The sequence below is a fragment of the Geovibrio sp. ADMFC3 genome (assembly GCF_054687035.1).
The window spans coordinates 1,385,774-1,398,507 of record NZ_BAAFZG010000002.1 but is presented as its reverse complement, the minus strand read 5'-3'; the positions used below and the strand labels follow the sequence as shown (position 1 = coordinate 1,398,507).

The 12,734-nt window shown below is 46.1% G+C and carries 13 protein-coding genes; 6 read left to right on the top strand and 7 right to left on the bottom strand.

Annotated elements, in window-relative coordinates:
• The 4 genes from ACYRYY_RS06980 to ACYRYY_RS06965 all read left to right on the top strand — a co-directional run bounded on the left by ACYRYY_RS06980 (position 1) and on the right by ACYRYY_RS06965 (position 4,647).
• Entirely contained in the window at positions 1-663 is a 663-nt protein-coding gene (locus ACYRYY_RS06980; protein WP_460214889.1) for a ComF family protein, read from the top strand.
• Between the two features lie 13 nt (positions 664-676).
• Entirely contained in the window at positions 677-2,320 is a 1,644-nt protein-coding gene (locus ACYRYY_RS06975) for a PAS domain-containing protein (RefSeq protein ID WP_460214888.1), read from the top strand.
• A 141-nt stretch (positions 2,321-2,461) separates the two neighbouring features.
• Positions 2,462-3,457, top strand: a complete 996-nt coding sequence (gap, locus tag ACYRYY_RS06970; protein WP_460216465.1) for a type I glyceraldehyde-3-phosphate dehydrogenase — start codon at positions 2,462-2,464, stop codon at positions 3,455-3,457.
• A 20-nt stretch (positions 3,458-3,477) separates the two neighbouring features.
• A complete protein-coding gene (locus tag ACYRYY_RS06965; RefSeq protein ID WP_460214887.1) occupies positions 3,478-4,647 on the top strand; it encodes a phosphoglycerate kinase in 1,170 nt (389 codons plus the stop codon).
• A gap of 657 nt (positions 4,648-5,304) precedes the next feature.
• On the opposite strand, the gene ACYRYY_RS06960 is transcribed toward ACYRYY_RS06965, so the two are convergent.
• A complete protein-coding gene (locus tag ACYRYY_RS06960) occupies positions 5,305-5,736 on the bottom strand; it encodes a PilZ domain-containing protein (RefSeq protein WP_460214886.1) in 432 nt (143 codons plus the stop codon).
• A 74-nt stretch (positions 5,737-5,810) separates the two neighbouring features.
• Between ACYRYY_RS06960 and ACYRYY_RS06955 the strand changes: the two genes are divergently transcribed.
• Positions 5,811-6,206, top strand: coding sequence for a (deoxy)nucleoside triphosphate pyrophosphohydrolase (locus ACYRYY_RS06955; protein WP_460214885.1), 396 nt, complete (start codon positions 5,811-5,813; stop codon positions 6,204-6,206).
• On the opposite strand, the gene ACYRYY_RS06950 is transcribed toward ACYRYY_RS06955, so the two are convergent.
• Genes ACYRYY_RS06950 through ACYRYY_RS06925 form a run of 6 tightly spaced genes read right to left on the bottom strand, consistent with a single transcriptional unit; the run spans position 6,203 to position 11,603 of the window.
• Positions 6,203-6,934, bottom strand: a complete 732-nt coding sequence (locus ACYRYY_RS06950) for a DUF815 domain-containing protein (protein ID WP_460214884.1) — start codon at positions 6,932-6,934, stop codon at positions 6,203-6,205. The genes ACYRYY_RS06955 and ACYRYY_RS06950 overlap by 4 nt on opposite strands.
• A gap of 1 nt (position 6,935) precedes the next feature.
• Complete coding sequence (gene hemB, locus ACYRYY_RS06945; protein ID WP_460214883.1) at positions 6,936-7,904, bottom strand: porphobilinogen synthase; 969 nt, start codon at positions 7,902-7,904, stop codon at positions 6,936-6,938.
• A 1-nt stretch (position 7,905) separates the two neighbouring features.
• Complete coding sequence (locus tag ACYRYY_RS06940; protein ID WP_460214882.1) at positions 7,906-8,607, bottom strand: uroporphyrinogen-III synthase; 702 nt, start codon at positions 8,605-8,607, stop codon at positions 7,906-7,908.
• The gene (gene hemC / locus ACYRYY_RS06935) at positions 8,604-9,524 is read right to left on the bottom strand and encodes a hydroxymethylbilane synthase (RefSeq protein ID WP_460214881.1); all 921 of its coding nucleotides are present in this window, start codon (positions 9,522-9,524) and stop codon (positions 8,604-8,606) included. Before hemC ends, ACYRYY_RS06940 begins: the two co-directional genes overlap by 4 nt.
• A 15-nt stretch (positions 9,525-9,539) precedes the next feature.
• On the bottom strand, positions 9,540-10,805 hold the full coding sequence (gene hemA, locus ACYRYY_RS06930) for a glutamyl-tRNA reductase (protein ID WP_460214880.1): 1,266 nt from the start codon (positions 10,803-10,805) through the stop codon (positions 9,540-9,542).
• 6 nt (positions 10,806-10,811) lie between these two features.
• Complete coding sequence (locus ACYRYY_RS06925; protein ID WP_460214879.1) at positions 10,812-11,603, bottom strand: cytochrome C assembly family protein; 792 nt, start codon at positions 11,601-11,603, stop codon at positions 10,812-10,814.
• Between the two features lie 235 nt (positions 11,604-11,838).
• Between ACYRYY_RS06925 and ACYRYY_RS06920 the strand changes: the two genes are divergently transcribed.
• Entirely contained in the window at positions 11,839-12,693 is an 855-nt protein-coding gene (locus tag ACYRYY_RS06920; protein WP_460214878.1) for a DUF2156 domain-containing protein, read from the top strand.
• Positions 12,694-12,734 lie beyond the last annotated feature (41 nt).

The window sequence follows — 12,734 nt, the reverse complement described above, 5'->3', positions numbered from 1 at the left end:
ATGTTATCGGAAATTTTCCGCCCTGTCTGCGCTTCCTGCGGGGAAGATGCCCCCGGTGGAATCTTCTGCGCTGAATGCGCCGGAAATCTGCGTAATCTGACAACATTCTGCAAAACATGCGGGCACCCTCTGAACGTAGAGGCTCTTGTATGCGGTTTTTGCCCTACAAGACGTTATGACAGACTGCATACTGACTATCTGTATGCTCCGCCGCTGAAGGATTTGTTAAAGAAAATCAAGTTTGCTTACGGTGTGAGGGGTATTTTTCATCTGGGCGGGCTCATAAAACAGCCGGACAGCATTTTTCTCAAATATGATGTGATTGCCCCCGTGCCTTCGCATTATACAAGAAAACTGCGGAGGGTTATGCACCCTGCGGATGTGTTGGCTGAATATATCGCCGGAATAAGCGGGAAAAAGGCCGAAAGGCTCATTGTGCGCCGCAGGAAAACCGGCTATCAGTGGAAACTGAAAAAAAAGCAGAGAATAAGGAACGTAAGCGGTGCGTTCGCCGTCAGCGGCGTTTGCTCGGGAAAGAAAATCCTCATAGTTGACGATATCTACACAACAGGCTCAACAGTCAACGAATGCGCTAAGGTTCTTAAAATAAACGGAGCGGAGCTGGTGGATGTATATACACTTTGCTGCTCAGGATATTATTGATGGAGTTTTTTAAATGAAGATGCTGGACATGCTCGCATCCAACCTCAAAGGGCTGGATTTCCCCATGTTTGCATATCTGCCGCACGCCGGCAAAATGTACCGTATTGACGGGGGAAAAACATCACTCATGCCTGTTCCTGAAACTATCAGACCGGGGCTTGAGGATGAGTCCAAATCTGTTATTTATTTCAGAAAAGGGGATGAAATAATCGTCTTTTACTTCTTCCGGATTGAGGCGGAAGGGAGTGAAATCATTCTTGTCATTCAGGACAGCAAAGGCGGGCAGAAATCTGCCAGGGTTCTTTCTCTGTTTGCGTCAAAGGCGCTCACCGAACAGCCTGCTCCCGAACCTGTTTTCAGAAACTATACTGCTGATGAGACACTCCGCCGTGAGCTTGAAAGAGTGATCGGTAAAGTTACGGAACTTGAGATAAATATAGCCGAAAAAGACGGAAAACTGCTCGAACTTCAGCGCAGGCTTTTTGTTCAGAATGAGCTTCTGGAAAAGATGGAGAACGCCGAAAGCAGTGATGACAGCAGCCTTGAAGAAGTTATGGAGCTTAAAGAGCAGATTGTCGCCAAAAACGAGGAGATTCTGAACCTTAAGGCTGAACTTCAGTCTGCTCAGATAGAGGCGGAAGCCCTTAACAGTAAGCTCGGCAGTTATGATGATGTTCTGTCAGATAATGATGTTAAGATACATGAGCTTGAGGCGGAGCTTGAAACCCACAGTGAAGAGCTTGTTAAGTCTGAAGAGCTTCTCGGTATAGTCAAGATAAGCCGAAACAAGATAAGAAAGCTGATGGACGGTCTGCCCATGCCGCTTTTCTCCGTGGACAGGCATTATATAGTAAAAAACGTAAACCGTGCTGCCGGCAATTTTTCAGGGGATACTCCGTTGAATGAGATTGTGGGGCAGGAATGTTATAAAGTCTTTTACGGTTTTGACCAGCCATGCTCATGGTGCCATCTCAGCGATGCTCTGGAAGGAAAGGAAACCACAGAACATATAGATGTTTATAAAGGAGAGAAGCTCCTTAAAATAGAGCAGCAGATGTACCCCGTGCCGAATCATGACGGTGAGATTGACGAAGCCGGAGAGCATTTGTTTGACATGACGGAACAGTACGAACTTATCAGCTCCCTTGAAACATACAAAGGGCAGATTAAAAAGTATAAAATGTCAAAACTTAACGACATAAATGAGATAGAAGAACTTAAAAAGGAATATTCCGCCCTGAATGAAAGCTATGAGGAGCTTCAGACAAAGTTCCAGAAAATGCGTATAACTCTTGAACGTCTTCTGTCCGAAGATAAAATGAACGAACTGCTCCGTACAAGGAACGAAAATGCCGAACTCCGCAATAAGCTCACCCGTGCGGCGAGTGCATTGAGGAATTATCAGGTTAACCTTGACGACAGCAAGACCAGATACACCGAGCTGAATAAAAAAACGGTTTATCAGCTTGAAAGACTGATAAACGTTCTTAATAACAAGGCATCCCTCAAGCAGCCGGATATGGAACAGAGTCTCGCTTTCCTTAACAGCGAGATCGCCCGCCTTAAACGTGATTATGATAAACTTTGTGGTGGAAAAACAGCCAAAACAAGTGTAAATGTTAGTGACGCCGGAGACAGTGCGCCGGAAGCCGGCTGATAAGGTTTTTCAGCAGAACAGTGTGCTATTTAGGCGGCAGTGTTTGCCGCATGTTTCAGGCGTATTAAGACGGTATACTGACTCCGTTTATGCGGAGTTTTTCAGTTTAATGAAACTAATTAAAATATATGGAGGCACATGATGGGTGTTAAAATCGGTATTAACGGATTCGGAAGAATCGGACGTTGCGCATTCAGAGCGATCTTTGAAAGAGGACTTGACGTTGATGTGGTCGCAATAAACGACCTTACCAGCCCCGATACTCTTGCACATCTTCTTAAATATGATTCTGTACACGGAATCTTTGGCTTTGACGTGAAGGCGGAGGCGGACGCCATCATAGTTGACGGAAAAAGAATTGCTATCAGCGCTGAAAGAGACCCTGCAAATCTTCCCTGGGGTAAACTGGGTGTTGACGTTGTTATCGAATCAACAGGCATATTTACTAAGAGAGAAAAGGCAGAGCTTCACCTTAAAGCAGGTGCTAAAAAAGTAGTTATCTCCGCTCCGGCCACTGACCCTGACATCACACTTGTTATAGGTGTTAATGACGACCAGTACGACAAAACCAAGCACAATATCATCTCTAACGCTTCATGCACAACAAACTGCCTTGCTCCCGTTGCGAAAGTGCTTAATGACAATTTCGGTATAGAGTCAGGAATTATGACTACTATCCACTCATACACTAACGACCAGCAGATTCTGGACCTTCCTCACAAAGACCTGAGAAGGGCAAGAGCCGCAGCTCTCAGCATGATACCCACTTCCACCGGTGCTGCTAAGGCTGTGGGTCTGGTTCTGCCTGAGCTTAAAGGAAAACTTACCGGTACGTCTGTCCGTGTTCCCACACCCAACGTATCTATAGTTGACCTTACTGTAAGCCTTAAAAAATCTGTTACTGTTGAAGAAGTCAACGCTGCTGTCAAAGAAGCGGCTGACAAGCTTAAAGGCATTCTTTTCTACAGCGAAGAGCCCCTTGTTTCATGCGATTTCAACGGCAACCCTCACTCATCAATCTTTGATGCAGAGCTTACAACGCTTATCGACGGCAAACTGCTTAAGGTTTTCAGCTGGTATGACAACGAATGGGGCTACTCGAACAGAGTTGCCGAACTCGTTACCAGAGTTCTGTAATCCTTGACGGATAAAACGAAATGGCTAAAAGCATAAAAGATCTTGAATTAAAAGGAAGAAGACTGTTCATGAGGGTGGATTTTAACATCCCCCTCAAAGACGGTGTAGTTCAGGACGATACCCGCATACGTGAGGCTCTGGAATCCATCAGGTATGCCAAGGACGCAGGGGCGAGGGTTATTCTCGCCTCACACCTAGGCAGACCCAAAGGCGAGAGAAATCCGGCGTATTCCCTTGAACCAGTTGCCGAATACATAAGCAAAAACTATTTCCATGTGGATTTTATAGACGACTGCATAGGTGAAAAGGTGCAGGACACTGTGCGCAAAATGCGTGACGGTGAAGTGCTTCTCCTTGAGAACCTCCGTTTTTACAAAGGCGAAGAGAAAAATCTCCCCGAATTTGTGGAGGAGCTTGCGAAGCTCACGGACGCTTATGTTAATGATGCCTTCGGAACTTGCCACAGAAAGCACGCATCGGTTTACGGTCTTCCCGAGGTTGTTGAGGACAAAGCAGCAGGTTTCCTTGTTGAAAGGGAGATAAGGTATTTTGAAAAGCTTCTTAAAAACGCTGACAGACCCTTCGCTGCTATCCTCGGCGGTGCGAAGGTTTCCGATAAAATCGGCGTAATAGAATCGCTTATCTCGCTCACTGACAGGATTTTCATCGGCGGAGCAATGGCTTATACCTTCCTGAAGTTCAAAGGCATTAAGACAGGCATCTCCCTTGTTGAAAATGATCAGGATGAAACTGTAGACAAAATTCTCAAAAAAGCCTCTGAAAAAGGGGTGCAGATATACCTTCCGGTGGATCATGTTGTTGCGCCGGAATTCAATACATCCACAGGTATTATCACCGAAGGGGAGAACATTCCCGACGGCATGATGGGGCTTGATATAGGACCGAAGACAACGCAGTTGTATATAAAGGCACTTGATGAGTGTAAGACTGTTCTCTGGAACGGCCCTATGGGTGTATTTGAGAAGGAACAGTTTTCCAAAGGCACTTTCTCACTGGCGAGAGCCCTTGGCGACAGTGACGCTGTGGTGGTTGTCGGCGGCGGTGATTCAGTTTCCGCTGCTTGTCAGGCAGGTGTTTCTGATAAACTTGCGCATATCTCCACCGGCGGCGGAGCATCTCTTGAATATATTGAGTTCGGCAAACTGCCCGGAATAGAAGTCTTAGGATAAAAACTCTGCCTCATTTGCGAAGCAGATTAAAGTTTTTTAAGGGGTTTGGGGAAGCTTTTTACAAAAAGTTCCCCCTTCTCTTTTCCATTCACCGGATAAACAAACATTCTTCACACGCAGGCTTCACGGCAAAGCCGTTTGCTGCTTCCGCTTCGTTCTGCGTTCCTCGCATACGCTGCGGTACGCACTCCGCGGGCACATCCATGTGCCTTATCTAAGATACTGGACGATCGTTTAATAGAAAGCTTACTTGCCGCCGCTAACCTTGTCTGTCTTCTGATAGTTCATAGAAACCAACATCCCTGTTGTTTCTATTCACACGCAGGCTTCACGGCAAAGCCGTTTGCTGCTTCCGCTTCGTTCTGCGTTCCTCGCATGCGCTGCGGTACGCACTCCGCGGGCACATCCATGTGCCTTATCTAAGATACTGGACGATCGTTTAATAGAAAGCTTACTTGCCGCCGCTAACCTTGTCTGTCTTCTGATAGTTCATAGAAACCAACATCCCTGTTGTTTCTATTCACACGCAGGCTTCACGGCAAAGCCGTTTGCTGCTTCCGCTTCGTTCTGCGTTCCTCGCATGCGCTGCGGTACGCACTCCGCGGGCACATCCATGTGCCTTATGTAAGGTATTGGACGATCGTTTAACAAAAAAGCTTACTTGCCGCCGCTAACCTTGTCCAGAGCCATGTCGTTGATTTTCTTTTCATCAGTTTTGCGGATTGAGGTGAACTGGATGCCGCATAGTTTGTGGGTGCGCCATGCTACACGCCCTCTGATTATATCTGATGCGAATGAGTCCGCAGTGAGAGGCATATTCGGGCACTTAAGGCACGCCAGTTTCTTCATGGAGTGCTTGTTGCCTATTTCCACCTCTTCACCTTCAAGGAGGTTATTATTGTGGAATATGCAGAGTCCCCCGGCGCTGTAGTCATGCACTCGGGCAATAAAGCAAGTGGACGGTTCTGTCAGCCCTGTTTTTTTATCTGTTTTAAGAACCGTTATACAGAGTCTGAACCCGCCTGATGCACGCCTGAAGCTGCGCTTGCGCTCCCCTTTTGAGATTAATCCTTTAATTTTGTTGAACATTGTGTATGAACCTTTAAATATTTATACAATTCTACATGAAATTATTATAAAATTACAAGACCTCGGAGAAAAAAATGACAGATGTTGCGGCAGCGGTGATATTTAAAGACAACAAAGTTTTCCTTGCCCGCAGGGGTGAGAACCAGAGGCTTGGCGGTTTCTGGGAGTTTCCCGGCGGAAAGATTGAGCATGGCGAATCCGGCGCAGAAGCGATCGTGCGTGAGATTAATGAGGAACTGGGCATATATGTCCGTGTGGGCGGTCTCATAGGCGAGTGTATCCACCATTACGACACATGGTCAATCCGCCTTATTGTCTATGAATGCGATTGGATTTCAGGGCGTCTTGTCCCTAAGGTTCACGATGATACGGCATGGGTAAGCGCTGATGAATTAGGCTCATACAGCCTTGCCCCTGCGGATGTTCATTTTGTTGAACCTGTCCGTACCATCATGCTGAGCAGAGCCTAAGAGTTGTTTAAGAGCATTTGTATAGCAAATTGTTTGGCTATTCTTCCGCTTCTTCCGCCTCTGTCCATTGCGTAGTTTTCCGCAGTCCTCTGCCAGTCATCAATATTTAACCCGAATTTATTAAGGTAATGTTCCGCAATGCGCAAATAGGGTTCTTTCCTCATGGGATAAAAGCCTATGTTTATGGCAAAACGTGATTTAAGGGAGATTTTTTCATTTTCCTCGTCACGGTCATAAATATCGTTGGTGTCCGCAGCTTTATCGGGAACCATATGGCGCATATTTGACGTGGCAACTATCATACAGTTTGAAGGACGTTTTTCCAACCCGCCCTCAAGTGCGGATTTAAAACGCCTGAACAGCGCATCATTGCGGTCGAACGATATGTCATCAAAGAAGATCATATAGTAGTGTCTGGAGTCTCTGCGGATTGTGGAATAAAGAGCGGAAAGTTCTGCTATATTTTCCTGACGGAACTCCACCGCTCTGAGCCCCTGTTTATGATATTCGGTGAGGAGCATTTTGATTATGGATGATTTGCCTGCACCTCTTTCCCCCCAGAGGAGCATATCAAGATGAGCCCCTCCGGCTGTGAAAGAACGTATATTTTTTTCTGCAAGTTCTATCTGGTTGTCCAGATCCACAAGGTCACTGCGGTGAACTGCGTCCATTTCTTCAATGGTCTCAAGGGCACCGCCGCGCCATTTAAAAGCGTAGACTCCATTCATCTCAGAGAAGCCTCGCCGCATCCTTTGCGAAGTAGGTGAGAATAAGTTTAGCGCCTGCTCTCTTCATTGAGAGAAGGGATTCAAACATTACTTTTTCATAGTCAAGCCAGCCTCTCTGAGCGGCGGCGTGGAGCATTGCGTATTCTCCGCTGACATTGTAGGCTGCGATAGGTTTGTCAAAATTGTCTGCAAGTTCACGGATTATATCAAGATAGGGCAGACCGGGTTTAACCATGAGGATATCAGCGCCTTCTTCAACATCGCTCATTGCCTCACGGAGAGCCTCACGCCTGTTGGCAGGATCCATCTGGTATGTTTTGCGGTCGCCGAATGAGGGTGTGCTTTCTGCCGCTTCACGGAAAGGACCGTAGAAAGCAGAGCTGTATTTAACAGCATAGCTCATAATCGGGATGTTATGGTAGCCGTTGCAGTCCAGAATGTCTCTGATGGTTATGATGCGTCCGTCCATCATATCGCTGGGGGCAACCATATCCGCACCTGCTTCAACGTGGCTGAGAGCCTCAAGAGCGAGGTATTTCAGTGTTTCATCATTATCAACATCGTTGTTTTTGATAATTCCGCAGTGCCCGTGGTCTGTGTATTCGCACATGCAGACATCTGTCACAACATACATTTCTGGGACTTCGTGTTTTATTGCTCTGATTGCGTTCTGGATTACGCCGTGTTTATCGTATGCCTGTGAACCTAAGGCATCTTTATGTTCGGGGATTCCGAAAAGAATAACAGCGGGAACACCGAGAGCCTTGAGTTTCTGGCATTCCGTAACAATATGCTCAATGCTCATCTGGTAAACGCCGGGCATTGAGGAGATCTCTTTTTTGATCCCTTCTCCTTCCGCCACAAAAAGAGGGTAGATAAGATCATCAACTGAAAGGTGAGTTTCTCTCACCATTTTTCTGATTGCCGGATTACTTCTGAGTCTTCTGCCTCTGTCTATGGGAAATGCCATGTTAAACTCCTTTGTAAAGATTAGCTATTAATTCAGTCATGCCTTCTATGGTCTGCACCTGAGGATAAACAGAGTCATGCCCTCTTTCTTTCAGATACTGCCATGTGGTTTTGCCTATACTGACAAGTGTCACACTCTTTAAGTTCTCTGTCTGGGAGAGGAGACTTTCTGCGGCGCTCGGTGCGGTCAGGGTTATTATATCTATGCCGTTGTCTTTTAAGTATTTATCAACAAAGCCTTTTTCGTATATTACCGGGGATGTTTTATAAGTGCTTATTTTGTCAACAATTGCTCCCCTTTCTGCAAGATAGCCGCAGAGATCCCCAGCACGCTTTTCCGCACCGGGAGAGAGAACCGTCATCCCTTTTACGTCAATTTCTGAGAACATGCGGATCAGTCCTTCCGCTGAAAATTCATCCGGAATTCCGTCGGGAGTGATGCCGTACTCTCCAAGTTTTTTGGCGGTTTTTGTTCCCACTGCAACAGTATAGCGGAATTTAACTTTGCCGAAGTTGGGGGCAAAGGAGGAAACGGCAACAGGACTGGTGAAAACTGCCACATCGTATTCGCTTGCAGGAATTTCGGCACCTGTGGGAGATGTCTCTATGAGCGGCAGTGAGAAAACCTGAAAGCCTTCTTTCTCAAGAAGGCGCACAAGTTCAGCCGACTGGCTTTTCTGTCTGGTTACAAGAACCTGTCTCATTTTGAATATATTTCATCCAGTATTTCCTTACCGCCTGCGGCAAGTATAGATTCAGCAAGTTCATAACCGATTTCGGCTGCATCAAGGACACTGCCTTTGTTTTCGGCTTCTATGTATGTTTCGCCTATAAGGTCAGAAACAAGCCCTTTCATTATAATACGGTCGCCTTCAATAACGGAATGACCTGCTATGGGAGCCTGACATCCGCCTTCGAGCCTTCTTAAGAAGGTTCTTTCGCATCTTACCCTTGTTTCTGTGGGTTCATGGCGGAGAAAGTCAAGGAGAGCCTTGCTTTCTTTGTCGTCACTGCGGACTTCTATACCCAGAATCCCCTGGCAGACAGCGGGAAGCATGTCTTCGGTTGATATAACGTCTGTCACTCTGTCATGGTATTCAAGGCGCACAAGACCCGCACGGGCAAGGATTATTGCGTCATATTCGCCTTCGTCAAGCTTTCTGAGGCGTGTGTTCACATTGCCTCTTAAATCTTTTATCTCAAGATCAGGGCGCAGGCGTGCAAGCTGAACCTTTCTGCGGAGGCTGCTTGTACCCACGACAGCATTCTGAGGCAGGTCTGCTATATTTTTGTATTTCACTGAGACGAAAGCATCTTCCGGTGCTTCCCCTTCGGGGCTGGCGTAAAGTTCAAGACCTTCAGGAAGCTCCATGGGGACGTCCTTCATGCTGTGAACTGCTATATCCGCCTGATTTTCAAGGAGTGCTGTCTCTATCTCTTTCACGAAAAGCCCTTTACCGCCAATTTTAGCGAGGGGCACATCGAGAATTTTATCTCCCTGAGTTTTGATAACAAGAAGCTCACACTCCACCTTGTGCTGTTTTTCAAGCAGATCCTTGATGTGGTTTGCCTGCCATAAAGCGAGCATGCTTCCTCTTGTTGCAATTCTTACTTTTTTCATTATCTATCCCCTGTATTAATCTTTTAAGTCGAAAATAATTTTAACAGCTTCATCAAGACTGTAGCGTTCCTTGCCGGGAGCCAGATCCTTCAGGTTGTTCAGTGGAGTGTGGAGAACCTTGTTCATGAATGCGCTGAGGAGGTACTCAAGCTTTCTGCGTTCCCCGGCATCACTGACCTTAAACTTATCACAGAAGCGGTCAAGCTCAAGCATGCGCTTTTCGTCAAAGCTTTCACGCAGGGCCTTTATCACCGGTACAATCTTCATGGATTCTACCCAGCGGTAGAAGTCCGCCACTCCGGTTTCAATATATTCCATAGCCTTCACAGCCTCTTTCTGGCGGAGTTTTTTGTTGGACTCCACAACGGCTTTCAGGTCATCAATGTCGTAAACGTATGCGTTCTCAATGTCAGCCACCGCAGGGTCAATATCTCTGGGTACGGCTATATCAATGAAAAACATCGGTTTATGTTTGCGTTTGATCATAACAGGCTTGATGTCAGCTGCTTCGATCATATATCCGCTTGCTCCGGTTGATGAAAGCACTATATCCGCATGGGAAAGCTCCTCACGGAAGTTTTCAAGGGGAACAGCGCTTCCTCCGACCTCTTCAGCGAGTCGTTCAGCTTTCTCAAATGTTCTGTTGGTAACGGTTATGCCTCCGATGCTTGCGCCCCGGAGGTGTTTACAGGCGATCTCACACATTTCCCCGGCGCCGACCACGAGGGCATGTTTGTCCTCAAGGCTGCCGAAAATCTTGGAAGCCAGTTCAACAGCAGCAGAGCTGACAGAAACCGGATTATCCCCTATGCCTGTGTTGGTTCTGACCTTTTTGGTGGTTTTGATAACGAATTCTTCCAGTTTGCGGATAAAGGTTTTTGCCGCATTATATTTGCGTGAGTTCTCGAAGGCATCTTTTACCTGACCGAATATCTGAGGTTCGCCCATAACCAGAGAGTCAAGCCCGCCGGCCACACGGAAGATATGTTTTGCGGCGTCTTCACCGCAATGGATGTATGTGTACTTCTGGAGAATAGAGCGTTCAATTCTGCATTGCTCTGAAATGATCTTGAGAACACTGTCAACGTTACAGAGAAAGTCATCGGTGACTATGTAATATTCCACCCTGTTACATGTGGAGATCACCATTGCTTCATATATTCTGTCATTACGGAGGATATCTGCATAAAGCTCCTCCAGAACCGCTTCGGCTACTGCCAAAGTTTCCCGCACCTCAACAGGCGCAGTATTGTGGTTTAATCCTACAACTGCTAACTGCATCTATATTCAGCCCATGAGAAAAAACGCAACACCGGCGTAAGTGACCAAAACGGAAATAAACCCCGCCAAAGTCGAGTAGGCGGTGCTTCTCGGCGTCATGCCTCTGTATTTTTTTAAATATGTTATCAAGCCGAATATCACCCATGTGATAACGGCAAATATCATTTTCGGCATAATGAACCCTATGCGGTCGGGTTCGTACATCATCCAGACAAAGCCTGATATCAAACCCACGCTGAAAAAGTAAAACCCGCAAAGGAGGTTTATGGCGGTGAGACGGTCAATCTGATTAAGTGGCGGAAAACGTTTGAATATTATCCCGAAGTTTTTGCGTTTAAGCTCCCGCTCCTGAAGAAAGTACATAATGCTTGCCACTGTTGCAAATATAAAAAAAGCAGTGCCCACAACAGTGAAGGGCAGGTGGATAAACAGCCATATGCCGCTTGCTCCTGCTGCGTCTTTCGGTGCGGCGGAAGGCAGAACCAGTACAAGGGCGCTGAGTATAATAACTATGGGAAATATGAAAAGCCCAAGCAGGGGGCGTCTGTATTTCATGTAGAGAAGCAGGTAGATAAGAGTAAGCGTAAGGGAGACCATAGCAAAAAGATCACCCAAGGAGTAGGAGGGAAAGTGCCCGAAATGTTTCCAGTGAGTAGCTATACTCCCCGTAAAGAGAAGAAACGCCAGAACTGCGAACAGATTTGTAAGGTGCTGGAGATACTTGTTCCCCAGAAAAAGATAAAGCGTTATATGTATGAAAGCGAGGATAGCCGCGCCCAGAGCAAAATCAAAGTGCATGTTTTCTCCCACTCCGCTGATGATTCGTAAGTTACAAAAATTATCCGGTTTTGTGAAGTCCGAAATATTATTATATAAAATTTTCCCGTGATCGTAAGCTTTTATTTTGATATTCCTGTTTTATTTATGTTTTTTAATTGCCTGATCCGCTTTTTTTGACGCTGTAAATGATGTTAAGAGTTTTTCCCATTGAAAGAAGACAACCCTTGTAGTATTTTCATCTGCTATGACTTGTATGACTTGGGAAAAAATAGATTTAAATCATAAGGAACTGCTGTACGGAAGGTTTCGCAGTATATCCGAACCACTTTCCGAATATACCTTTGCCAATATCTTTCTTTTCAGAGATACGCATGAGTATGAGATATGCGCCGGGGACGAGCCTGTTATCAAAGGCAAAACTTACGACGGCAAAAAGTATATCCAGCCGGTGAACAATATTCAGGCATATTCAAAGGAAAAAATTCTTGAGCTTCAGAAAGAAGCGGAGTTTTTCTTTCCTGTCTCAGAGGAAAGCCTCGCCCTGCTTGATCCTGAAAGTATAGAATATGTCAGTGATGAAGCGGATTCGGACTACATATACACCAGAGAAAAGATGGCTACATACGCAGGGCGTAAGCTGCACAAAAAGCGCAATCTTGTTAAGCAGTTTCACGAGGAGTATGAGGGCACAAGCCGTTCTATCTGCAGCGAAGTTAAGGAGGATGCTCTTTCTATCCTTGAGAAATGGCAGGAGCAGGCGGATCTTCCGAAAGAACAGACAGACTATACTGCGTGTCTGGAGGCTCTGACCCACTGTGAGGAACTTGTCCTCTGCGGGGAGATTTACTACGCAAACGGTAAACCATGCGGCTTTATACTGGGTGAGGAGCTGAACTCCGATACTTATGTAATGCACTTTGCCAAGGGGCTTGTGGAGTTTAAGGGCGTTTATCAGTTTATATTCAACGAATTTGCCAAGCACCTGCCTGAAAAGTATAAATTCATCAACTTTGAACAGGATATGGGCAAAGACAGTCTCCGCCAGTCAAAAAGAAGCTACCAGCCGGATCTGCTTCTTAAAAAATACAGAGTAAGGTTCAAAATCTGAATAAAAAAAGCCGCCCTTATGAGGCGGCTTTATTGATTTGA

Bases quoted from the DNA above. Each gene is read 5' to 3' on its own strand.
- hemA (WP_460214880.1), bottom strand. From the start codon at position 10,805: ATGCAGTTAGCAGTTGTAGGATTAAACCACAATACTGCGCCTGTTGAG.
- ACYRYY_RS06925 (WP_460214879.1), bottom strand. From the start codon at position 11,603: ATGCACTTTGATTTTGCTCTGGGCGCGGCTATCCTCGCTTTCATACAT.
- ACYRYY_RS06980 (WP_460214889.1), top strand. From the start codon at position 1: ATGTTATCGGAAATTTTCCGCCCTGTCTGCGCTTCCTGCGGGGAAGAT.
- hemB (WP_460214883.1), bottom strand. From the start codon at position 7,904: ATGGCATTTCCCATAGACAGAGGCAGAAGACTCAGAAGTAATCCGGCA.
- ACYRYY_RS06960 (WP_460214886.1), bottom strand. From the start codon at position 5,736: ATGTTCAACAAAATTAAAGGATTAATCTCAAAAGGGGAGCGCAAGCGC.
- ACYRYY_RS06965 (WP_460214887.1), top strand. From the start codon at position 3,478: ATGGCTAAAAGCATAAAAGATCTTGAATTAAAAGGAAGAAGACTGTTC.
- ACYRYY_RS06950 (WP_460214884.1), bottom strand. From the start codon at position 6,934: ATGAATGGAGTCTACGCTTTTAAATGGCGCGGCGGTGCCCTTGAGACC.
- ACYRYY_RS06940 (WP_460214882.1), bottom strand. From the start codon at position 8,607: ATGAGACAGGTTCTTGTAACCAGACAGAAAAGCCAGTCGGCTGAACTT.
- ACYRYY_RS06920 (WP_460214878.1), top strand. From the start codon at position 11,839: ATGACTTGGGAAAAAATAGATTTAAATCATAAGGAACTGCTGTACGGA.
- gap (WP_460216465.1), top strand. From the start codon at position 2,462: ATGGGTGTTAAAATCGGTATTAACGGATTCGGAAGAATCGGACGTTGC.
- hemC (WP_460214881.1), bottom strand. From the start codon at position 9,524: ATGAAAAAAGTAAGAATTGCAACAAGAGGAAGCATGCTCGCTTTATGG.
- ACYRYY_RS06955 (WP_460214885.1), top strand. From the start codon at position 5,811: ATGACAGATGTTGCGGCAGCGGTGATATTTAAAGACAACAAAGTTTTC.
- ACYRYY_RS06975 (WP_460214888.1), top strand. From the start codon at position 677: ATGAAGATGCTGGACATGCTCGCATCCAACCTCAAAGGGCTGGATTTC.